Source organism: Methylovirgula sp. (assembly GCF_037200945.1).
In the GTDB taxonomy this organism is placed as follows: Bacteria; Pseudomonadota; Alphaproteobacteria; order Rhizobiales; family Beijerinckiaceae; genus Methylovirgula.
Genome location: NZ_JBBCGP010000001.1, coordinates 3,659,448 through 3,681,597, shown reverse-complemented (window position 1 = coordinate 3,681,597; position 22,150 = coordinate 3,659,448). Strand labels below are relative to the sequence as shown.

The 22,150-nt window shown below is 59.8% G+C and carries 20 protein-coding genes and 1 pseudogene; 20 read left to right on the top strand and 1 reads right to left on the bottom strand.

The window, feature by feature from the left end:
- Positions 1 to 79: 79 nt before the first annotated feature.
- On the top strand, positions 80 to 1,633 hold the full coding sequence (locus WDN02_RS17960) for an AAA family ATPase (RefSeq protein WP_337294782.1): 1,554 nt from the start codon (positions 80 to 82) through the stop codon (positions 1,631 to 1,633).
- Here WDN02_RS17960 and WDN02_RS17955 read toward each other — a convergent pair.
- Positions 1,611 to 2,606, bottom strand: a complete 996-nt coding sequence (locus tag WDN02_RS17955) for a zinc-dependent alcohol dehydrogenase family protein (protein ID WP_337294781.1) — start codon at positions 2,604 to 2,606, stop codon at positions 1,611 to 1,613. The two genes, WDN02_RS17960 and WDN02_RS17955, sit on opposite strands and share 23 nt — an antisense overlap.
- Positions 2,607 to 2,811: 205 nt before the next feature.
- Here WDN02_RS17955 and WDN02_RS17950 point away from each other — a divergent pair, with 205 nt between their 5' ends.
- The 19 genes and pseudogenes from WDN02_RS17950 to WDN02_RS17860 all read left to right on the top strand — a co-directional run bounded on the left by WDN02_RS17950 (position 2,812) and on the right by WDN02_RS17860 (position 22,076).
- Positions 2,812 to 3,123, top strand: a complete 312-nt coding sequence (locus WDN02_RS17950; RefSeq protein WP_337294780.1) for a phasin family protein — start codon at positions 2,812 to 2,814, stop codon at positions 3,121 to 3,123.
- Positions 3,124 to 3,391: 268 nt separating this feature from the next.
- Positions 3,392 to 3,757, top strand: a complete 366-nt coding sequence (locus WDN02_RS17945) for an NADH-quinone oxidoreductase subunit A (RefSeq protein ID WP_337294779.1) — start codon at positions 3,392 to 3,394, stop codon at positions 3,755 to 3,757.
- Positions 3,748 to 4,317 carry an NADH-quinone oxidoreductase subunit B family protein gene (locus tag WDN02_RS17940; RefSeq protein ID WP_337294778.1) on the top strand — a complete coding sequence of 190 codons (570 nt, stop codon included), beginning with the start codon at positions 3,748 to 3,750 and terminating at the stop codon, positions 4,315 to 4,317. Before WDN02_RS17945 ends, WDN02_RS17940 begins: the two co-directional genes overlap by 10 nt.
- Before the next feature lie 12 nt (positions 4,318 to 4,329).
- Complete coding sequence (locus WDN02_RS17935) at positions 4,330 to 4,971, top strand: NADH-quinone oxidoreductase subunit C (RefSeq protein WP_337294777.1); 642 nt, start codon at positions 4,330 to 4,332, stop codon at positions 4,969 to 4,971.
- Positions 4,968 to 6,155, top strand: coding sequence for an NADH-quinone oxidoreductase subunit D (locus WDN02_RS17930; protein WP_337294776.1), 1,188 nt, complete (start codon positions 4,968 to 4,970; stop codon positions 6,153 to 6,155). Before WDN02_RS17935 ends, WDN02_RS17930 begins: the two co-directional genes overlap by 4 nt.
- Positions 6,152 to 6,442, top strand: coding sequence for a hypothetical protein (locus WDN02_RS17925; RefSeq protein WP_337294775.1), 291 nt, complete (start codon positions 6,152 to 6,154; stop codon positions 6,440 to 6,442). Before WDN02_RS17930 ends, WDN02_RS17925 begins: the two co-directional genes overlap by 4 nt.
- Positions 6,439 to 7,065, top strand: a pseudogene (gene nuoE / locus WDN02_RS17920) (NADH-quinone oxidoreductase subunit NuoE); the annotation flags it as partial. The gene WDN02_RS17925 and the pseudogene nuoE, both read left to right, overlap by 4 nt.
- 195 nt (positions 7,066 to 7,260) lie before the next feature.
- Positions 7,261 to 8,571, top strand: coding sequence for an NADH-quinone oxidoreductase subunit NuoF (gene nuoF / locus WDN02_RS17915; RefSeq protein WP_337294774.1), 1,311 nt, complete (start codon positions 7,261 to 7,263; stop codon positions 8,569 to 8,571).
- Between the two features lie 3 nt (positions 8,572 to 8,574).
- Positions 8,575 to 10,656, top strand: coding sequence for an NADH-quinone oxidoreductase subunit NuoG (gene nuoG, locus WDN02_RS17910; RefSeq protein ID WP_337294773.1), 2,082 nt, complete (start codon positions 8,575 to 8,577; stop codon positions 10,654 to 10,656).
- An 8-nt stretch (positions 10,657 to 10,664) separates the two neighbouring features.
- Complete coding sequence (gene nuoH, locus WDN02_RS17905) at positions 10,665 to 11,681, top strand: NADH-quinone oxidoreductase subunit NuoH (protein WP_337294772.1); 1,017 nt, start codon at positions 10,665 to 10,667, stop codon at positions 11,679 to 11,681.
- Positions 11,682 to 11,690: 9 nt separating this feature from the next.
- Positions 11,691 to 12,179 (top strand): NADH-quinone oxidoreductase subunit NuoI, encoded by a 489-nt coding sequence (gene nuoI / locus WDN02_RS17900; RefSeq protein ID WP_337294771.1) that lies wholly within the window; start codon positions 11,691 to 11,693, stop codon positions 12,177 to 12,179.
- 67 nt (positions 12,180 to 12,246) lie between these two features.
- Positions 12,247 to 12,855 carry an NADH-quinone oxidoreductase subunit J gene (locus tag WDN02_RS17895; protein ID WP_337294770.1) on the top strand — a complete coding sequence of 203 codons (609 nt, stop codon included), beginning with the start codon at positions 12,247 to 12,249 and terminating at the stop codon, positions 12,853 to 12,855.
- Between the two features lie 2 nt (positions 12,856 to 12,857).
- Positions 12,858 to 13,166 (top strand): NADH-quinone oxidoreductase subunit NuoK, encoded by a 309-nt coding sequence (gene nuoK / locus WDN02_RS17890; protein WP_337294769.1) that lies wholly within the window; start codon positions 12,858 to 12,860, stop codon positions 13,164 to 13,166.
- A gap of 5 nt (positions 13,167 to 13,171) precedes the next feature.
- Positions 13,172 to 15,199 carry an NADH-quinone oxidoreductase subunit L gene (gene nuoL, locus WDN02_RS17885; RefSeq protein ID WP_337294768.1) on the top strand — a complete coding sequence of 676 codons (2,028 nt, stop codon included), beginning with the start codon at positions 13,172 to 13,174 and terminating at the stop codon, positions 15,197 to 15,199.
- Entirely contained in the window at positions 15,199 to 16,722 is a 1,524-nt protein-coding gene (locus WDN02_RS17880) for an NADH-quinone oxidoreductase subunit M (RefSeq protein ID WP_337294767.1), read from the top strand. Before nuoL ends, WDN02_RS17880 begins: the two co-directional genes overlap by 1 nt.
- Entirely contained in the window at positions 16,719 to 18,152 is a 1,434-nt protein-coding gene (gene nuoN / locus WDN02_RS17875) for an NADH-quinone oxidoreductase subunit NuoN (RefSeq protein ID WP_337294766.1), read from the top strand. The genes WDN02_RS17880 and nuoN overlap by 4 nt, the downstream gene beginning before the upstream one ends.
- Positions 18,149 to 18,928 (top strand): biotin--[acetyl-CoA-carboxylase] ligase, encoded by a 780-nt coding sequence (locus WDN02_RS17870; protein WP_337294765.1) that lies wholly within the window; start codon positions 18,149 to 18,151, stop codon positions 18,926 to 18,928. Before nuoN ends, WDN02_RS17870 begins: the two co-directional genes overlap by 4 nt.
- A 13-nt stretch (positions 18,929 to 18,941) precedes the next feature.
- Positions 18,942 to 20,606: a ribonuclease J gene (locus WDN02_RS17865; protein ID WP_337294764.1), complete on the top strand. Its 1,665-nt coding sequence runs from the start codon at positions 18,942 to 18,944 to the stop codon at positions 20,604 to 20,606.
- A 105-nt stretch (positions 20,607 to 20,711) separates the two neighbouring features.
- Entirely contained in the window at positions 20,712 to 22,076 is a 1,365-nt protein-coding gene (locus WDN02_RS17860; protein ID WP_337294763.1) for a hybrid sensor histidine kinase/response regulator, read from the top strand.
- Positions 22,077 to 22,150: the final 74 nt, after the last annotated feature.

Genomic DNA, 22,150 nt, shown 5'->3' with positions numbered 1-22,150 from the left:
AATTTTTTGGAATATTGAGGTTGGCATGAAGTGCCGGCCACTCCCGTCCGGCACTTCATGCTTTACGTGAAGAGCAGCCATGGGCGCGCAAATTGCCAATCAGGACGACATATTCGCGTTTCTCGCGAGCCCCGCGACCTACGGCTTTGATCAGTCACAACAAAATTCGATAAAGCGCATCGACACGCATGGCGCTGTGGTGTTTCTCGCGGGCACTGAAGCCTATAAGCTCAAGCGCGCCGTCTTCTTTCCTTTCATGGATTTCTCGACGCTGGAGAAGCGTCGCGCAGCTTGCGAAAACGAAATTCGTGTCAATCGCGAGAATGCGCCGGACATTTATCTCGGAACCCTGCCGATCCGTCGTACAGACAAGGGGCTGCACCTCGGCGGCGAGGAAGGAGACATCGTCGAATGGGCGGTGCACACGCGTCGCTTCGATGACGAGAGCACGCTCGACAAACTTGCTGCGCGTGGGGCACTCGATCTAGGCGTCGCTGCCGACCTTGCCGAAAGCGTTTCCGCCGCTCACGCGCGTGCGGACCGCAGCGATCTCGAGACGACGCAGCGATTTCATAACTGGATGATCGACACGCTCGACGGTCTCGCCGGCGCACCAATTTTTGCGCCGAATGACGTTGCGGCTCTCAGATCGAGCTTTCTTGCGGCCTATTCCGCCACCGCCGCGTTGCTCAAACAGCGGGAGGCGCAAGGGAAGGTGCGGCGCTGCCATGGTGACGTTCACCTGCGCAATATCGTTCTCGAAAACGGCAAGCCGATCCTGTTCGACGCCATCGAATTCGACGACCTGCTGGCGACGATCGATATTCTTTATGACCTTGCCTTCGTACTGATGGACTTCTGGCAGCGCGGCCTCCACGCCCATGCCAATCTCTTGTTCAACCGCTATTTGTGGCGCGCGCCTGAACTTGAGGAGGAGCTTGAGGGACTGGCCGCGCTGCCGATGTTTCTGGCATTGCGGGCGGCGATCCGCGCTCGGGTTGTCGCCGCACTCTCAGACATTGCCGATGCAGATCACAGCGCCGAGGCGAAGAGCTTTTTCGCTGCTTCGGTGGCGTTCCTGTGTTCCGAACCGGTCCGGCTCGTGGCAGTCGGCGGTCTGTCGGGGACCGGCAAGAGCACGCTCGCCACTGCGCTTGCCGGCGCCATCGGCCGGGCGCCGGGCGCGGTGCATCTGCGTAGCGACATCGAGCGCAAGCGGCTCCGTGGCGTCAGCGAATACGAAAGGTTGGCCCCGGATGCCTATGCGCCGGAGGTGACGACGCGGGTTTATGACCGCCTGCTCGATCTGGCCGAGACCGCTTTGCGCGCCGGCCAGAGCGTCATCGTCGACGCCGTTCATGCCAAAGAGGACGAGCGGATCGCTTTAGCGGCGCTCGCCAAAAAACTCGGCGTGCCTTTTACAGGCCTGTGGCTCGACGCGCCGGTCGAGACCCTTGTCGCGCGTGTTGAAGCGCGCCAGCACGATGCTTCCGACGCCAATGCAGCTGTTGTCCGGCAGCAAACGACATTGGCGTTGGGCGCAATTGAATGGACGCGGCTCGATGCGAGTCAGGGTTCTGACGTCCTGCTCGGGCAAGCGCAGGCCGCACTCAATCCTCCTGCGGCGGAATAAGCACTGCCGCGCCGTGCAAGCGACCATGCTTCAAATCGGCCAGGGCTTCGTTCGCCCGGTTGAGCGGGTAGGCCGTCGTGTAGGTTTTGATATCGGCGCCCGCAGCGATCTTCAGGAAGTCGATGCCATCCTGACGCGTCAGATTGGCGACCGAGAAAAGTTTCCGTTCTTCCCAGAGGAGATCGTAGGGAAATTCGGGAATGTCGCTCATGTGAATGCCGGCGCAGACGACGGTGCCGCCCTTTTTTACTGCCGCCAGTGCCAAAGGCACGAGCGCGCCGACCGGCGCATAGATGATCGCCGCATCGAGCTTTTCCGGAGGCGGCTGATCTGAGCCGCCGGCCCAAACAGCGCCCAGGCTCAGCGCGAAGTCTTGCGTCGCGCGGTCGCCGGGGCTGGTGAAGGCAAATACCTTCCGGCCGAGTTTTATCGCGACCTGTGCGATAATATGCGCCGCTGCGCCGAAACCGTAGAGGCCCAGCGTTTTGCCTTCGCCCGCCATGACGAAGGATCGCCAGCCGATCAGCCCGGCGCAGAGCAAGGGCGCGAGTTCCTGATCCGACCCATGTTCGCCGAGCGGAAATGTATAATGTGCATCGGCGATCGCATGCGTGGCAAAGCCGCCGTTGCGGGTATAGCCGGTGAAGATCGGATAATCGCAGAGATTTTCGTGGCCGCTTAGACAAAACGGGCAATGGCCGCACGTATGGCCGAGCCACGGAATGCCAACGCGCTCGCCGAGACTCAGATGGGTGACATCGGGGCCAATCGCATCGATCCGTCCGACGATCTCATGTCCGGGGACCATCGGAACTTTCGGATCAGGCAATTCGCCGTCAACGACATGAAGGTCGGTACGGCAGACGCCGCAAGCGCTGACGCGAACGCGAATTTCGCCGCGGCCAGGCACGGGGTCCGGTAGCTCTTCATAGATAAGTGGTGCACCGATTTGGTGGAGAACCATAGCTTTCATGTATCACCGGGAATTGTCGCCAAAATCTGCGAGGGTGAATTTTTCGTCACATGCGTTGAATATGCTTTCGTCGGCCGAGTTAAGTTCTTAGGCTACGAAAATTCAAGGACGCAGCGAGGGCTGGGCTGCTGCGTGACGATGCCAGTTTGGCATCGCTGAATCTGCAAATCCAAACGTGCGAGGCATCGCCTCGGTGGAGGACGTCATGGAAACGCAAGCCATTAGCTCTGAAATACAAAACGCGCAGAACAGTCTTTTTTCGGCGACGGCGCCGCTGCATGACGTGTGGCGCCAAACGTGGATTGAATGGCCAGTTGCTCTGGCTTCGGAATCCTTGCGTTTCGCCGCGCATCGTCTGCGCGCACACAGCGATTTCTACGGCAAGATCCAGAATTGCGGCTCCGTGCCGGAATTCATCGAGGCGCAATCCAAGTTCGTGCGCAGCGCCTTCGATGACTATGGAACGGAAGCGACCAAGGTCATCAAAGACGCGACTCAGCATACGCCACTCTCTTGATGTGTCGCTGCGCGTTGCTGGCCACGGGCGCGACGGCGTCCGGGGCGCGCGACTGAAGTCCGCCGGGCCTGACTGGCGGGCAATGCTGATTTTGGTCTAATATGTTGAATTCATTTGCATTGACCGATTCCTGCCTCAACGAAAAAGAAAAGTTTGGCGAGAGCGGTAAATCTCACGGGCATGTGCTTGCGCCGAAGATTGCACTGCGGTAGGGAACGCTTGGTTGGAATTAGAAGTCTCCTAGTCTACCGCCTAGGATATATGGACCATGCCAAACCTGCTCGCACAGTATCTGCCGCTCGTCATCTTCATGGTCGTCGCGGCGATCATCAGCGCGGCTTTGGCCGTGGCGCCTTTTTTGCTCGCTTTCAAGGCCCCGGATACCGAAAAGCTCTCGGCCTACGAGTGCGGCTTCAACGCCTTTGACGACGCACGCATGAAGTTCGACGTGCGGTTTTATCTCGTCTCGCTGCTGTTCATCATCTTCGATCTTGAAGTCGCCTTTCTCTTTCCCTGGGCCCTGGCCTTCAAGGCGATCGGGAGCGCTGGCTTCTGGGCCGTCATGATCTTTCTGGGCGTCCTGACGATCGGCTTTGTGTACGAGTGGCGAAAGGGAGCGTTGGAATGGGATTGAGCGCCCTCTCGGACAGCGCTTCCGGCACACTCGTTCATCCCGCGACGGGCAGGCCGGTACGCTCCGACGACCCGAGCTTTCTTGCGATCAGCAACGAACTGGCCGACAAGGGTATGCTGGTGACGACCGCCGACGCCCTGATCACCTGGGCGCGCACCGGCTCGCTGATGTGGATGACATTCGGTCTCGCCTGCTGCGCTGTCGAGATGATGCAGGTGTCGATGCCGCGCTACGATGTCGAACGGTTCGGCTTCGCGCCGCGCGCGTCGCCACGGCAAAGCGATGTGATGATCGTCGCCGGTACGCTCACCAACAAGATGGCGCCCGCGTTGCGCAAGGTCTACGACCAGATGCCGGAGCCGCGCTACGTCATCTCGATGGGCTCGTGCGCCAACGGCGGCGGCTATTATCATTATTCTTATTCGGTGGTGCGTGGCTGCGACCGGATCGTGCCGGTTGATATTTACATCCCGGGCTGTCCGCCCTCAGCCGAGGCCCTGCTGTACGGCGTGCTGCTGCTGCAAAAAAAAATACGCCGGACCGGGACGATCGAGCGCTGAGGAATTGTGTGGATGAGCGACGAACTTCAGGCCCTTGGAAATTCGATCGCTGCTGCACTCCCTGGCGCCATCGCCGCGAGCGTCGTGGCCTATGACGAACTGACGCTCGATGTCGAGCCGGCGCGGCTCATCGAGACCGTGCGTTATCTGCGCGACGACCCGTCCTGCCTCTTCGTTTCCTTCATCGATCTCACGGCCGTCGATTATCCGACGCGTGTGCCACGCTTCGATGTTGTGACGCATTTGTTGTCGCCGAAGCACAACCGTCGCATCCGCATCAAGGTCGCGACCGACGAGGATGTGCCGGTGGCCTCGCTGACGGCGCTTTATCCCGCCGCCGATTGGTACGAGCGAGAAGCCTACGATCTTTTCGGCGTGTTCTTTTCGGGTCACCCGGATTTGCGGCGCATTCTCACCGACTACGGGTTCGAGGGGCATCCTTTGCGCAAGGATTTCCCGATGACCGGCTATGTCGAGGTTCGTTACGACGATGCGCAAAAGCGGGTTGTCTACGAGCCGGTCAATTTGCGGCAGGAGTTTCGCAGCTTCGACTTTCTCTCGCCATGGGAGGGCGCGGTCGATTACGTGCTTCCAGGTGACGAAAAGGCCAGTACCGTGCCGCCCGTTCAGGACCCGCAAGTCAAACCGCAATGACCGATCAGAACGTCCGCAATTTCTCGATCAATTTCGGCCCGCAACATCCCGCGGCGCATGGCGTGCTGCGGCTTGTTCTGGAACTCGACGGCGAAGTCGTGGAGCGTGTCGATCCGCATATCGGCCTGCTGCATCGCGGCACCGAGAAGCTGATGGAGGCGCGCACCTATCTGCAGAACGTGCCTTATTTCGATCGGCTCGATTACGTCGCGCCGATGAACCAGGAACATGCGTTCTGTCTTGCTATTGAGAGATTGCTCGGCGTCGAGGTGCCGCGCCGCGCGCAATTGATCCGTGTTCTCTATGCCGAAATCGGCCGTATCCTGTCGCATCTCCTCAACGTCACGACGCAAGCGATGGACGTCGGCGCCTTGACGCCGCCGCTCTGGGGCTTCGAGGAACGTGAAAAGCTCATGGTCTTCTATGAGCGCGCGTCTGGCTCGCGGATGCATGCGGCTTACTTCCGTCCCGGCGGCGTGCATCAGGATTTGCCGCCGCGCTTGATCGAAGACATCGGCAATTGGTGCGATCCTTTCCTGAAAGTGCTCGACGATCTGCAGGAACTCTTCATCGAGAACCGCATCTTCAAACAACGCAACGTCGATATCGGCGTGGTCAGCCTTGAAGATTGCTGGCGCTGGGGCTTTTCCGGCGTCATGGTGCGCGGTTCGGGCGCGGCGTGGGATTTACGCAAGTCGCAGCCCTACGAATGCTACGAGGAAATGCAGTTCGACATCCCGGTCGGCTTACATGGCGACAATTACGATCGTCAGGTTATCCGCATGGAAGAGATGCGGCAGTCGACCAGCATCATGAAACAATGTGTCGAGAAGCTCATGTCCGCGAACGGACAGGGGCCGGTGCATGTCAAAGGCAAGGTCGCGCCGCCGAGTCGCGCAGAGATGAAGCAGTCGATGGAGGCCTTGATCCATCACTTCAAGCTTTATACCGAGGGCGTCCATGTGCCGGCTGGTGAAGTCTATGCGGCGGTTGAGGCACCGAAGGGCGAGTTCGGCGTCTATCTCGTCTCCGACGGTACCAACAAACCCTATCGCTGTAAAATCCGCGCGCCGGGCTTCGCCCATCTCCAGGCGATGGATTTCCTTTGCCGCAAGACGATGCTCGCTGACGTGAGCGCTATTCTCGGCTCGCTCGACATTGTTTTCGGGGAGGTCGATCGATGAATCCCGAAAGCCTTGAGCTGAAGTTAGCTGGATTTGTCGTCTCGGTCGCAGGTGGCATCGTTGGATCGTGTTTGTCTGCGTTGATCGCCGGAATGCTTGTCGTGAAATTTGTGTTGTCACCCACTAATTATCCGGGGCCACACGATGGATTGCTGCTTTTAATTGTCTTGATTGTTGCGTTAATATCGGGATTTGGACTTGGCAAAACCGTAGCAAATAGTTTGTGGAATACTTTTGTGGTGCGCGGGCACCCCGCAAATGAAACGCTTTTGGGAGGCCATCGATGAGCGTGCGCCGCCTCGCCGAAATACAACCCGAAAGCTTCGCCTTCACGCCGGAGAACGAGGCGCGCTGCGGGCGGGAGATCGCCAAATATCCGCCGGGACGCCAAGCGTCGGCCGTGATCGCCCTGCTTTGGATCGCGCAGAAGCAGAATGACGGTTGGCTGCCGAAGCCGGCAATCGAGAATGTTGCGGCGAAGCTCGGCATGGCGACGATCCGCGTGTTCGAGGTCGCGACCTTCTATACGATGTTCAATCTCGCCCCGGTCGGCAAATATTTCATTCAGTTCTGCGGCACGACGCCCTGCGTTCTGCGTGGCGCCGATGCAATCAAGAAAGTGCTCCAGGCCCGCATCGGCGCGCAAAGCCACGTCACAGCCGATGGTCTGTTTTCCTGGCTCGAAGTGGAATGCCTTGGCGCCTGCTGCAATGCGCCGATGGTGCAGATCAATGATGACTATTACGAAGATCTGACCGAAGAGAATTTCAACAAGCTGCTCGACAATCTTGCGGCAGGGCATCACGTCAAGGTCGGGTCGCAAAGCGGACGCAGAAGCTCGGAGCCCGCGGGCGGCCTGACCTCGCTGACGAGCCTTTACGGCCATGATGGATTGAGTGGCCCGCAGACCTATCATGCGCCACCCAACGGCCATGACACGGCTGCCGCGCACCATGAATGGCACGCGCAGAACGAGGCACCGGCCGAGCCCGCGAGCGCGCGCATCAACCAGGAACAGGAGCATTCCGTCGGGCAACCGGAAAAGACCGTAACGGCACCCCCGCCGAAGGTCGAACCCGGTTCAGGCGGACATTGAGGTCGCACGATGCTTGACGACAAGGATCGCATCTTTCTCAATCTCTATGGCTTCGGCGACTGGCGCCTGAAGGGCGCGCAGGCGCGCGGCGGCTGGGACAATACGAAAGCGATCGTCGATAAGGGCAAGGATTGGGTCATCAACGAGATGAAGGCCTCGGGCCTGCGCGGGCGCGGGGGCGCCGGCTTTCCGACCGGCCTCAAATGGTCCTTCATGCCGAAGCCCGACCCGGCGCGGCCCTCCTATCTCGTTGTCAATGCCGACGAGTCGGAGCCCGGCACCTGCAAGGATCGCGAAATCCTGCGCAACGATCCACATCTTCTGATCGAAGGTTGTCTGCTCGCGTCTTTCGCCATGCAGGCGCATGCCTGCTATATTTATGTCCGTGGCGAATACCGGCTTGAATTCGTGCGCGTGCAGGCAGCGATCGAGGAGGCCTATGAGGCCAATCTCGTCGGCCAGGACAATGTGCACGGCTGGCCCTTCGATATTTACGTCCACCATGGCGCTGGCGCTTATATCTGCGGTGAAGAAAGCGCGTTGCTCGAATCGCTCGAAGGCAAAAAGGGAATGCCGCGGATGAAGCCGCCGTTCCCGGCCAATATGGGCCTCTACGGCTGCCCGACGACGGTGAACAATGTCGAATCAATCGCTGCCGCACCGGCGATCCTGCGCCGTGGTGCCGCCTGGTTCTCCAGCTTCGGCGCCGAGAACAACAAGGGCACGAAACTTTTCTGCATCTCCGGTCACGTCAACGCGCCGTGCAATATCGAAGAGGTAATGTCGATTCCGTTCCGCGAATTGATCGAACGCCATTGCGGCGGCGTTCGCGGCGGCTGGGATAATCTGCTTGCGGTCATTCCGGGCGGCTCTTCGGTTCCGGTCGTGCCGGCGCACGAGATCATCGACGCGCCGATGGATTTCGACACGTTGCGCAATCTGAAGTCCGGCCTTGGCACGGCAGCCGTCATCGTGATGGACAAGTCGACGGATATCGTCCGCGCCATTACCCGCATCAGCTATTTCTACAAGCATGAAAGCTGCGGCCAGTGTACGCCCTGCCGTGAGGGTACGGGCTGGATGTGGCGTGTGTTGACCCGGATGAGCGAAGGTCGCGCGCAAAAACGCGAGATCGATCTGCTGCTCGAAGTTTCGACCGACATCGAGGGCCATACGATCTGCGCGCTCGGCGATGCTGCGGCATGGCCGGTGCAAGGCCTCATCCGGCATTTCCGCCATGAGATTGAGAAGAAGATCGACGATTATTCGGCCAACCCGCATTCGGAGCCTTTGGCCGGCCTCGGCGTGGCGGCGGAGTAGGCGATGAGCGAACCAGCCAAACTTAGCAAGCTCATTGTCGACGGCATCGAAATCGAAGTGCCGCCGGAATATACGCTGCTGCAAGCCTGCGAAGCCGCCGGCGCCGAAATCCCACGCTTCTGCTTCCACGAGCGGCTCTCGATCGCCGGCAATTGCCGTATGTGTCTCGTCGAGGCCAAGGGCGGCCCGCCGAAGCCCGTCGCCTCGTGCGCGATGGCGGTGCGCGATCTGCGCCCCGGCCCGAAAGGCGAGCCGCCGGTCGTCCTTACCAATTCGCCGATGGTGAAAAAGGCGCGTCATGGCGTCATGGAATTCCTGCTCATCAACCATCCGCTCGATTGCCCGATCTGCGATCAGGGCGGCGAATGCGATTTGCAGGACCAGGCGGTCGCCTTCGGTTTTTCCGGCTCGCGCTATGAGGAGAACAAGCGCGCGGTCGAAGACAAATATATCGGCCCGCTGGTGCGGACCTCGATGAATCGCTGCATCCATTGCACGCGCTGCGTCCGCTTCACGGCGGAAGTTGCCGGCACGGGAGACATGGGCGCGATCGGGCGCGGCGAGGATATGGAAATCACGACCTATCTCGAAACCGCGATGGGTTCGGAATTGCAGGGGAACATCGCCGATCTCTGTCCGGTCGGCGCCTTGTTGCCGAAGCCTTACTCGTTCAAGGCGCGCCCGTGGGAATTGACCAAGACCGAATCCGTTGACGTGATGGATGCTCTCGGCTCGTCGATCCGTGTCGATACGCGCGGGCGCGAAGTGATGCGGATCCTGCCGCGCCTCAACGATGCGGTGAACGAGGAATGGATTTCCGACAAAACGCGGCAGATCGTCGATGGCTTGAAGACGCGTCGGCTTGACCGCCCCTACATCCGCGAGAACGGCAAGCTGCGTCCGGCGAGCTGGCAGGAGGCCTTTGCAGCGATTGCGGCGAAGATCAAAGCCGTGCCGGCAGCGCGTATCGGCGCGCTTGTTGGCGATCTCGCCGCGGCGGAAGAAATCTTCGCGCTGAAGCTTTTAATGCAAAGCCTCGGCGTTGTGTCGCTCGATTGCCGACAGGACGGCTCGAAGCTCGATCCGAAGTTCGGCCGCGCGAGCTATATTTTCAACCCGACGATTGCCGGGATCGACGACGCCGATGCGATCATGATCATCGGCTCAAACCCGCGCAAGGAAGCGCCGGTTTTCAACGCCCGCATTCGCAAGCGCTGGCTCAAGGGCAATCTGCTGCTTGGCGTGATCGGCGAAAACGCCGATCTCACCTATTCCTATAATCATCTCGGCGCCGGACCGGAAAGTCTGGCGCGCTTCATCGATCATGCGCTGGCACAGAAAGAGCGGCCGTTGCTGCTTGTCGGGCAGGGCGCGCTGGCACGGCCGGATGGCGCGGCCATTCTCGCGCAGGCCGCCAAAGCCGCCGTTTCGCTCGGCTGCATCAAGGAAGGCTGGACCGGCTTCGGCGTTCTGCATACCGCTGCGGCGCGCGTGGGTGCGCTCGATCTCGGGTTCGTGCCGGGTGAGCGCGGCCTTGACGCGCTGACGATGACGCAGTCCGGCGCGCTGGACGTTATCTTCAATCTCGGTGCCGACGAGATCGACATCGCGCCGGGCGCCTTCGTCATTTATCAGGGCACCCATGGTGACCGTGGCGCGCATCGTGCCGATGTTGTCCTGCCGGGTGCGACATACACCGAGAAGCCGGGCCTTTACGTCAATACGGAAGGCCGCGTGCAGCTTGCCGAGCGGGCTAATTTTCCGCCCGGCGATGCGCGTGAAGATTGGGCGATCCTGCGGGCGCTCTCGGCTACCATCGGTAAGACACTGCCGTTCGACTCGCTGCACGCGCTGAGGCAGAAGCTGTTTGCCGACTATCCGCTCTTCGCCAAGATCGATGCAATCGTGCCCGGCGATCCCGCGGATATTGCCAATATCTCCGATGGCGGCGTGAGCCCCGGCGATGCGGCTTTCGTCTCGTCGATCGAGGATTTCTTCCTGACCAATCCGATCGCGCGCGCCTCGGCTGTCATGGCCGAATGTTCGGCGCTGGCGCGCGGCCATTTGAAACAAGCGGCGGAGTAGCATCGATCATGGACGCTCTGGCGCTTCTATTGACCCTTGTGAAGAGCGTCGTGATGCTCGTCGTTCTGCTGATTTTCATCGCCTACATCCTTTTAGCGGATCGCAAGGTCTGGGCAGCGGTGCAATTGCGGCGCGGCCCGAATGTCGTCGGTCCCTGGGGCCTGTGGCAAAGCTTCGCCGACTTGATCAAGTTCGTGCTGAAGGAGCCCATCATCCCGGACAGCGCGAACAAAGGCCTGTTCCTGCTGGCGCCGGTCCTCACTGGTTTTCTGGCGCTCGCCGCCTGGGCGGTTATTCCGATCGGGAAAGGCTGGAGCATCGCCAATATCAATGTCGGCATTCTCTACATTTTCGCGATCTCGTCGCTCTCGGTCTATGGCATCATCATGGGCGGCTGGGCATCGAACTCGAAATATCCGTTCCTGTCGGCGCTGCGCTCGGCCGCGCAAATGGTCTCCTACGAAGTCTCAATCGGCTTCGTGCTCGTCACCGTGCTGCTCTGCGTCGGCTCGCTGAACCTCGAAGATATCGTGAAGGCGCAGGATTCGCGCTTTGGCCTGCTCGGCTGGTATTGGCTACCGCTCCTGCCGATGTTCGTGATCTTCTTCGTCTCGGCCTTGGCAGAGACGAACCGGCCGCCCTTCGATCTCGTCGAGGCGGAGTCCGAGCTCGTCGCGGGTTTCATGGTCGAATATTCCTCGGCGCCCTACTTGCTTTTCATGCTCGCCGAATATGTGGCGATCATCACCATGTGCGCGCTGGGGACGATCCTGTTCCTCGGTGGCTGGCTGTCGCCGATTCCTTTCCCACCGTTCACCTGGATTCCGGGTCCGATCTGGTTCGTTCTGAAAGTCTGCTTGCTGTTCTTCCTGATCGCGATGGTGAAGGCCTTTGTGCCTCGTTATCGCTACGATCAGCTCATGCGGCTCGGCTGGAAGGTGTTTTTGCCGATCTCTCTGGTCATGGTCGTCCTTGTCGCCGCGGTGCTTGAATTCACCGGCTGGGGCGGCTCGATGGCGCAATGAGGTGATGCGATGAAAATCGAAGCAGCTGCCAAATCGCTTTTGCTGAAGGAATTCGTCGGCGCCTTCTTTCTGTCGATGCGTTATTTCTTCAAGCCGAAAGCGACGCTGAACTATCCGCACGAGAAGAATCCGCAATCGCCGCGCTATCGCGGCGAACATGCGCTGCGCCGCTATCCGAATGGCGAAGAACGCTGCATTGCCTGCAAGCTTTGCGAAGCGATCTGTCCGGCGCAGGCGATCACTATCGAGGCCGGGCCGCGCCGCAACGACGGCACGCGCCGTACGACGCGCTACGATATCGACATGGTGAAATGCATTTATTGCGGCTTCTGCCAGGAAGCTTGCCCGGTCGATGCGATCGTCGAGGGGCCGAACGCCGAATTCTCGGTCGAGACGCGCGAGGAACTCTATTTCGACAAGGGGCGGCTGCTGGACAACGGCGACCGCTGGGAGCGTGAAATCGCCCGTAACATTGCGCTCGACGCACCCTATCGGTGATAACAATGCAAAGGCGCGCGGGAGTAAACATATTGGCGACAGATAGAACGAGGGGAGGGCGCGGCCGGTGAATCTCGTCACCTTCTTCTTTTATCTTTTCTCCGCGATCTTGATTGCGTCCGCGTTCATGGTGATCACGGCGCGCAATCCCGTTCATTCGGTGCTTTATCTCATTCTCGCCTTCGTCAATGCGGCGGGGCTCTTCCTGCTGCTTGGTGCCGAGTTCCTGGCGATGATCCTCGTCATCGTCTATGTCGGCGCCGTTGCGGTGCTATTCCTCTTCGTCGTCATGATGCTCGACGTCGACTTCGCCGAATTCAAGGAAGGCTTCATGCGCAATCTGCCGGTCGGCGTCACTGTCGGCGGCATTGTGCTTTTGGAGCTGGCGTTCTGCGTTGCGGCCTGGCACCTCAGCAGCGGTGAATTCGAGGTGACGGCGTCGCCCGCGCTTTATGGCCTCACCAATACGGCAGCGCTCGGCCGGGTGCTCTATACGCAATATGCCTATCTGTTCGAGGCCTCGGGGCTCGTTCTCCTGACTGCGATGATCGGCGCAATCGTCTTGACGCTGCATCATAAGTCGGGCGTGAAGCGCCAGAATATTGCCGAACAGAACGCGCGCACGGCGGCGACAGCAGTCGAAATGAAGAAACAGCCGTCACGGGCGGGGGTCTGACGATGCAAGTTGCGCTGGGACATTATCTCGTCGTCGCCGCGATCCTGTTTACGCTTGGCGTGGCCGGCATCATCGTCAATCGTAAGAACATCATCGTCATCCTGATGTCGGTCGAGTTGATCCTGCTGGCGGTCAATATCAACCTCGTCGCCTTTTCCGCTTTCCTCGGCGATCTCACCGGCCAGGTCTTCGCGCTGTTCGTGCTGACGGTCGCGGCGGCGGAGGCAGCGATCGGTCTCGCCATTCTCGTCACTTATTATCGTATTCGCGGTACGATCGCGGTCGAAGACATCAACCTGATGAAGGGCTGAGCCGGATGTATCAGGCGATCGTCTTCCTTCCGCTCGCGGGCTTTCTCATTGCCGGGATTTTTGGCCGGCTGATTGGGCCGCGGCCGTCGGAGCTTATTACGACAAGCTTGCTCTTCGTCGCGGCGGCGCTCGCGTGGGTGACTTTCGTCGGCTTTCTGACCAATCAAAACCCATCTTCGATCGAACTTCTCACGAGTTGGTTCGACTCCGGTGCGTTGCATGTCGATTGGGCTTTGCGCGTCGATACTTTGACAGCCGTCATGCTCGTCGTCGTCACGACAGTATCGGCGCTCGTGCATCTTTATTCGATAGGCTATATGCACGACGACCCGTCGCGGCCGCGGTTCTTCGCCTATCTGTCGCTGTTCACCTTTGCCATGCTCATGCTGGTGACATCCGACAATCTGCTGCAGATGTTCTTCGGCTGGGAGGGCGTCGGCCTTGCCTCCTACCTGCTCATCGGCTTCTGGTATCAGAAGCCGTCCGCCAATGCCGCGGCGATCAAGGCTTTCGTTGTCAACCGCGTCGGTGACTTCGGCTTCACGCTCGGCATTTTCCTCGTTTTCATCCTGACGAATTCGGTGACATTCGATCCGATCTTCGCCGCCGCGCCGGGCCTTGCGCATAAGACGATCCATGTCTTCGGCGCCGATCTCGACGCGATGACGATCACCTGTCTGCTGCTCTTCATGGGCGCGATGGGCAAATCGGCGCAATTCCTGCTCCATACCTGGTTGCCAGATGCGATGGAGGGCCCGACACCCGTTTCGGCTTTGATCCACGCGGCGACCATGGTCACGGCCGGCGTCTTCATGGTCGCCCGGCTGTCGCCTTTGTTCGAACAATCGCCAGCAGCGCTTTCCTTTGTCACCTTTATCGGCGGCACGACGGCCTTTTTCGCCGCGACGGTCGGGCTCGTGCAGAACGACATCAAACGCGTCATCGCGTATTCGACGTGTTCGCAGCTCGGTTACATGTTCGTCGGTCTCGGCGTCGGCGGCTATTCGCTCGGCATTTTCCATTTGTTCACGCACGCTTTCTTCAAGGCGCTGCTCTTCCTCGGCGCGGGCTCCGTCATCATGGCGATGCACCACGAGCAGGACATGCGGAAAATGGGCGGCCTCGCGAGCAAGATCCCGGCGACTTTCATCATGATGACGATCGGCACTTTGGCGCTGACCGGCTTTCCGCTAACGGCAGGCTATTTCTCCAAAGATGCGATCATCGAGGCTTCTTATGCGGGCCACGGATGGACGGCGACTTATGCCTTTGTCCTCGTGACGGTCGCGGCAGGTCTGACCTCGTTCTATTCATGGCGCTTGGTGTTCTTGACCTTTTTCGGCCATCCGCACTGGCAGGACGCGCATGAGGATCATGCGCACGAATATGCCGGCATCGCTGACGCGCACAATGGTCACGCGGTGGCTACGGCTCATGCCGATCATGCCTATGATAATCACGCGCATGCTCCGCATGAATCGCCGCCGGTGGTACTCGTCCCGCTTTTCGTCCTCGCCTTCGGCGCGCTGGTGGCGGGTTTCGTGTTCAAGCATTTCTTCATCGGCGAGGGCGGTCCCGACTTCTGGAAGTCTGCGCTTTATTATGGCCCGGCAAACCATATCCTTCAGGCGATGGAGCATGTGCCGGCGCTCGTAAGTCTTGGCCCGACCCTCATGATGGTCGGCGGCTTTTTCGTTGCGCTCTATGTTTATATTCTCGCGCCCGGTACAGCGCAGAAATGGGCCGACGCCATGCCCGGGCTTTATCGTTTTCTGCTCAACAAATGGTACTTCGACGAGCTTTATGACCGCATCTTCGTGCGCCCGGCGTTCTGGCTCGGCAATCTGTTGTGGAAAGGCGGCGACGAGAACATCATCGATCGTTTCGGTCCCAATGGCGTTGCGGCACGCGTCGTGGACGTCACCAATCGCGTGGTGCGGTTGCAGAGTGGCTATCTCTACCATTACGCGTTCGCCATGCTGATCGGCGTCGCGGCGCTCATCACCTATTACCTCGTGGGGAGCCTGCGCTGATGTTCGGTTTTGGCATCCTCTCGGGGCTCGTAGTTCTGCCGCTCGTCGGCGCTGCCTTCATCCTGACCCTGCGCGGCGATGATAAGGCGACGCAAAACAACGCGCGCTGGGCGGCGCTGGCGACAGCAATCATCACCTTCCTGTTCTCGCTGGTCGTTTGTTCGAAGATTGATTTCAGTTCCTCGGCCTTTCAACTCGTCGAGGAACATCGCTGGTTTGGCGACGGCCTTGTCTATAAACTCGGCCTCGACGGTTTGTCGGCGCCTTTCATCTTGCTGACGACCTTCCTCAAACCTTTCTGCATCCTCGCGTCCTGGCGGTCGGTTCAGTTCCGGGTGAAGGAATGTATGATCGCGTTTCTGATCCTCGAGACGCTGCTTCTCGGCGCGTTCTCCGCGCTCGATCTCGTGCTTTTCTATCTTTTCTTCGAGGGCGGTTTGATCCCGATGTTCCTCATCATCGGGATCTGGGGCGGTAAACGGCGCGTTTATGCGAGCTTCAAATTCTTCCTTTACACGCTGCTCGGCTCGGTTTTGATGCTCATCGCCATCATGGCGATGTACAATTTTGCCGGCACGACAGACATCACCATCCTGTTGAAGACTCATTTCCCGCCCCAGATGCAGACTTGGCTGTGGCTCGCCTTCTTCGCCTCTTTCGCGGTGAAACTGCCGATGTGGCCGGTCCACACTTGGCTGCCGGACGCGCATGTCGAGGCGCCGACCGGTGGGTCGGTGGATCTCGCGGCCATATTGCTGAAATTGGGCGGATACGGCTTTATGCGTTTTTCGCTACCGATGTTCCCGGAGGCGTCCGCGCATTTTGCGCCTCTCATCTTCGCGCTATCGGTCATAGGTATCGTCTACACCTCGCTGGTCGCGTTGGTGCAAACCGACATGAAGAAGCTTGTCGCTTATTCATCGATCGCGCATATGGGCTTTGTCACCATCGGCCTGTTCTCCATGACGCAGCAGGGTGTGCAGGGCGCGCTCTTCCTGATGATCTCGCACGGGCTCGTTTCGGCCGCCTTGTTCCTCAGCGTCGGCGTCATATACGACCGGATGCACACACGCGAGATCGCCGCCTATGGTGGCCTCGTCGCGCGTATGCCGCTTTACGCTCTCGCCTTCATGCTTTTCACTATGGCCAATATCGGTCTGCCGGGTACGTCGGGCTTTATCGGCGAATTCCTGTCAACGCTTGGTGCCTTTAAGGTGAATTCGTGGGTAGGCGCCTTCGCGGCACTCGGCACCATTCTTTCAGCGTGCTATGCGCTTTACCTCTACCGGCGCATTATTTTCGGCGTGCTCGACAAGCCAAGCCTGAAGGGCATTACTGATCTCTCGCTACGCGAGATCGTGACGCTCGCACCGCTCTTTCTGATCATCATCTATTACGGCGTGCATCCGGGGCCGCTCCTCGATAACACGGCGCCTTCGGTCACAAATCTCGTTCAGGGCATCGAATTGCGTCTGGCCGAGGCGCATGAACGGACGCTGCAAGTAGTGGGTCTGTCCCAATGAGTACGTTCGGTTTTACCTTCGCGCTTTCGCATTGCCTGCCTGAAGCAATCCTGACCGTCGGCGTTCTGGCGCTGATCCTGGTCGGTGCCATTCGCGAACGTGCCGAATTCATCATCACGGAACTCGCGGTGGGCGTCCTCGGCCTTGCGCTCTTGTCGCTTTTCAGCGGCAAGGCGAATGCGGTGCTGTTCGGTGGCGCTTTCATCGACGACGGCTTCGGGCGCTTCGCGAAGGGCATGTGTTATATCGGCTCGATCGTGACGCTGCTGATCTCGCATCATTTTCTTGTGCAGGAAAAAATCAACAAGTTTGAATTTCCAGTGCTTGTATTGCTTTCGACTCTTGGCATGTCTTTGCTCATATCAGCGAACGGACTTATCGCGCTTTATCTCGGCCTCGAACTGATGTCGCTCGCGCTTTATGTTATCGCGGCGTTTCATCGCGACGATGCGAAAGCCTCGGAAGCCGGCCTTAAATATTTCGTCCTCGGCGCGCTTTCGTCCGGCATGCTCCTTTACGGGGCGTCGCTGCTCTATGGCTTCGCCGGCACCGTTTCGTTCGCCGGGATCGCTTCGGCGGTGACGGGCATACCGTCGCTCGGCGTCGTGTTTGGCCTCGTCTTCCTGATGGCCGGATTGGCCTTCAAGATTTCCGCCGTGCCCTTCCATATGTGGACACCAGATGTCTATCAGGGGGCGCCGACGCCGGTGACGGCCTTTTTCGCGACGGCGCCGAAGATCGCGGCCTTCGCGATCACCGTCCGTGTCATTATCAGCGCCTTTCCGGGCGTTGCTGTGCAATCGCAGCAGATCGTTATCTTCATTTCGATCCTGTCGATGGCGCTGGGTTCTTTCGCCGCGATCGGACAGCAGAGCTTCAAGCGGTTGATGGCCTATTCTTCGATCGGCCATGTCGGCTTCGCGCTCGTCGGTCTTGCTGCGCATAATCAGGATGGCGTGGCGGCGGTTTTGTTCTATCTCGGCATCTATCTCGTCATGGTTCTCGGCACATTCGCGGCGATCCTTTCGATGCAGGTGGGCGGCAAGCCGGTCGAGAACGTCAGCGATCTTTCCGGACTCGCGCGCTCCGACGGGGCGATGGCGTTCTTCTTATCGATGCTGATGTTTTCACTCGCCGGTATTCCGCCGCTGGCGGGGTTCTTCGCCAAATTTTATGTCTTCGACGCTGCGGTGCGGGCGCATCTTTACGGCCTCGCGGTGATCGGCCTCGTCACCAGCGTCGTGGCGGCTTATTATTATCTGCGCATCGTGAAGATCATGTATTTCGATGAACCGGCGACGGCGTTTGACAAAGCGCCGACGGTCTTGCGCGTGGTCCTCGCCGTCGCGGGAATTTTTGTTGTGCTCATGTTCGTCTATCCTGCGCCCTTCTTTGCAGCGACGGTCGCCGCCGCCAAGACGCTGTTTTGAACTTTTCCGCCGGAGCCGCCGAGACGTTCATTCTTGCTGATGCGGCGCTCGCTGCAGGCTACCAGCTTCACGTCTTTCAAACGATCGGCTCGACCAACGATGCTGCGTTTGATGCGGCGCGAGACGGCGCGGATCGCACCTGGATTGTCGCTCGTGCGCAGACGTCGGGCCGTGGCCGTCACGGTCGCCAATGGCAATCGCCGCCGGGCAATCTCTATGCGAGTCTCTTGCTCATCGATGCCGTCGAGCCGCGCTCCGCGCCACAGCTTGGCTTCGTCGCCGGCGTCGCGCTGGCGCGTGCGTTGCAAATACTCATGTCCGACGTTTCACGAATCCGTGTGAAGTGGCCCAACGATATTCTGCTCGATGGTGCAAAGCTCGCCGGCATCCTGGTTGAGGGTCGTATGCTTTCCGCGGGTGCTTACGCTGTCGTCATCGGGTTCGGTGTTAATTGCCAGTCGCGTCCAGCAGATCTGCCTTATCCCGCCGCCGCACTTGCCGAGACGGATGCGGTGCGCAACAAAGCTGAGGATGTTCTTGCTTTGCTCTCGGCGGAAATAGCGCGCGGGCTACACGTTTTAGAACAAGGCTTTGACGCCATCCGCGCCGAGTGGTTAAGCCTTGCGGCTGGGGTTGGCGCGCCGATCAAGGTGCGGACAGCCACGCGGGAATTCGAAGGCGTCTTTCAATCAATCGACGCGACGGGCCGCTTGCTCCTCACTGAGGCGAATGGCACGCATGCGATCGAGGCCGGTGATGTTGTTCTCGGCCATTAGTCAGGACAGGTGAATGGACGAAGCGGGAAGCGAACTGGTCTTCGTGGCGTTGGGCGGCCTTGGCGAAATCGGCATGAACGTCGCCCTTTATGGCGTCGGTCCGCAACACAAGCGCAAATGGCTGATGGTCGATTGCGGCATTGCTTTTTCCGATGAGGCCGGTGTCGAGATCGTTCTGCCGGACCTCACTTTTGTCGAAAAAATCAAACGCGATCTTCTTGGCCTGATCATCACGCACGCGCACGAAGACCATATTGGCGCTGTCGCGGAACTCTGGCCGCGTTTTCAATGTCCGGTCTTCGCCACACCGTTCGCCGCCGCGCTTCTCGCCGCACGGCTCGAGGGCATTCCCGATGCGCCGGACATCAAGATTTCGACGGTCAAGCAGGGCGGCCGCATCGCGCTTGATCCGTTCGATGTAGAATTGATCCCCGTCGCGCATTCGATACCCGAAAGCTGCGCGCTGGCGATTCGTACGCCACATGGCACGGTCGTTCACTCTGGCGATTGGAAGATCGATCCGGAGCCGGGGCTGGGTTTGCCGACGGATTCGGCGCGGCTGACGGCGATCGGCGATGAGGGCGTCCTCGCGCTCGTCTGCGATTCCACCAATATTCTGCGCGACGGTATCAGTCCTTCAGAGGCTGAAGTGGCACTGGCACTGACAGAGGTGATCGGTGGCGCGACGGCGCGTGTCGTCGTCACGACCTTTGCCTCGAATGTCGCGCGTATCCGCGCGGTGGCGTTGGCTGCAAAAGCGGCGGGACGCAGGGTTGTTCTGCTCGGACGCGCAATGGAGCGCGTCGTCAATGTTGCACGCGAGAACGGCTATCTTGAAGGTGTCGATCCTTTTCTGTCGGGCGAGGCTTTTGCGACGCTACGGCGGGAGGAAATCGTCATCCTCGCGACAGGAAGCCAGGGCGAACCGCGCGCCGCCATGGCGCGCATTGCCGTTGACGATCATCCCATCGCAAAACTGTCGCCCGGCGATATGGTGATCTTCTCGTCGCGGACCATTCCGGGCAACGAGCGCGAGGTTGGCCGCATCGTCAACAATCTGATCGGGCAGGGCGTCGAAGTGGTCACCGACCGCAACGCGCTGATCCATGCCTCGGGTCATCCGCGCCGTGGCGAAGTCGCGCAGTTTTACGAATGGGTCAGGCCGAGGATCGTCGTGCCGGCACACGGCGAGGAGCTGCATCTTAGCGAACATGCGGTATTCGCGGCAGAGCGCGGCATAGAAACTGTTGTGAAGGCGCGCAATGGCGATCTTGTCGTCCTCGCGCCCGGCGCGCCTGCCATTATCGACGAGGTTCCGCACGGCCAGCTTGCGCGCGATGGCAGCATTCTCGTGCCCTTGGATGGCGAGTCGATCAAGGCGCGCCAGCGGCTCGCGTTCGCGGGCATCGTGACGATTGCCCTGGCGATCGATCGAAAGGGCGAAATGGCCGGCGTCCCTGATGTGGTCTTGACCGGCTTGCCCGAGAAGACCGCGTCGGGAGTCGCTCTCGACGAGGTGGTCGATGCAGCCGTGTTTCAGACCTTCGAGTCTTTGCCCCGGCCGAAGCGCCGCGACGCCAACGTCGTTTCCGTCGCGATCGAGAAGGCGGTCCGTGCCGCTGTCGGCGTCGTCTGGAACAAGAGGCCGGCGGTTCATGTCTTGGTTATCGAGGTGTAATCTTACGCATGGACAACCCCTGCGTCAGTTTGTAAACTTTTATAGCTTCGACGCTGGCGCCCCGCCAAGCTGGACGCGCCCGCGCCCGGCACGGAATGAGAGACGATGACGCTCGCCAATCTCAACCAGGTCGACGAAAACTTCCCGCAGGCCGAGAGCGCCGAGCGGCGCATTGAAAAACTCACGAAAATCAATCGCGCGCTCATGCGACGCGTCGAACGGGCGATGGAACAGCCGGAGAATGCGGCCTCACTTTTCCAGACGGTGATCGCCCTCGGCAGCGAAGCGAAATCCCGCACGGAAGAGCTGAAATCAACGCTCGTGGAGCTGGAGCGATCCAATCTGGAGTTGAAAGAGGCGCGCGACGGCGCCGAACGCTCGAATCGGATCAAGACGGGTTTTTTCACTGCAATTGGCCACGACGTGCTGCAGCCGTTGCAGGCGGCGCGGCTCACATTGTCGGCGCTCGCTGAAATAGAAGAAGGCCAGCCAGGCGCCCCGCTCGTCGATCAGGTCGATCAAGCCTTGTCGATCGTCGAAGATTTGCTGCGGACGATGCTTGATCTGTCGCGGCTTGAAACTGGCGCGCTACGGCCGAAAATCCAACCCGTCGATCTGAATGAGATTTTCAATTCGGTCATTGGCGGCTTGTTGCCGTTGGCGGTCGATAAAGGCATCACGCTGCGTTTCCGGCGGACGCGTTTCTGGGTCATGTCGGATCCGCTGATGTTGCGGCGTATTATACAAAACCTCGCCGCCAACGCTGTTCGCTATACGGAAGCCGGCCATGTGCTGATTTGTGCGCGGCCGCGAGGCCGTGAGGTCTGCGTCGCGGTTTATGACACGGGCCCAGGCATCGCTGATGCCGAGCGCGAAGTGATTTTCCAGGAGTTCGAGCGCGGCGAAGCTTCCGAGCGGGGCAAAAGCCTTGGCTTCGGGCTTGGCCTTTCGATCGTCCGCCGAATGTCGGCGGCGCTTAAGCACGACATTTTTCTGCGCTCTTACGAGGGGCGTGGCTCGTGCTTCGGCCTGCGGGTCCCAAGGACCTTGGCGCTGGCGCGCCAACCTGGAGGACCCATCCAATCACCCATCCGGCAAATGAATTTGTCGGCCCGCGCAGTGGTTATCGAAAACGATAAAGCCATCGCAGCGGGGATGATCACCTTGCTGCGGCAATGGGGATGCGAAACGAGGGCCGTTCGCAACTTCAGCGAGGCCAGCGATCTCGCTGGTGGGCCGCCCCCCGATATCGTTCTCGCCGACTATCATCTCGACAATGGCGAGGTCGGGCTGAAGTCCGTGCGGCTCCTGCGCAAAGTCTTCGGTGAAGGGGTGCCGGCCATCGTCCTGACGGCCGACCGGACACCGGATGTCGCCGAGGCTGTCAAGGAGGCCCGCTGCGAGTTGCTCCTGAAACCGGTGAAGCCGGCGGAGATGCGGTCACTCATCACCCACCTTTTGCGCAGGTAAAGCTTCGCCGCGCTCGTGCGAATGGCCGAAAGTCCAATGGCGCGGTTGGCCGTGCTTTCTATGATGGCGAAGTT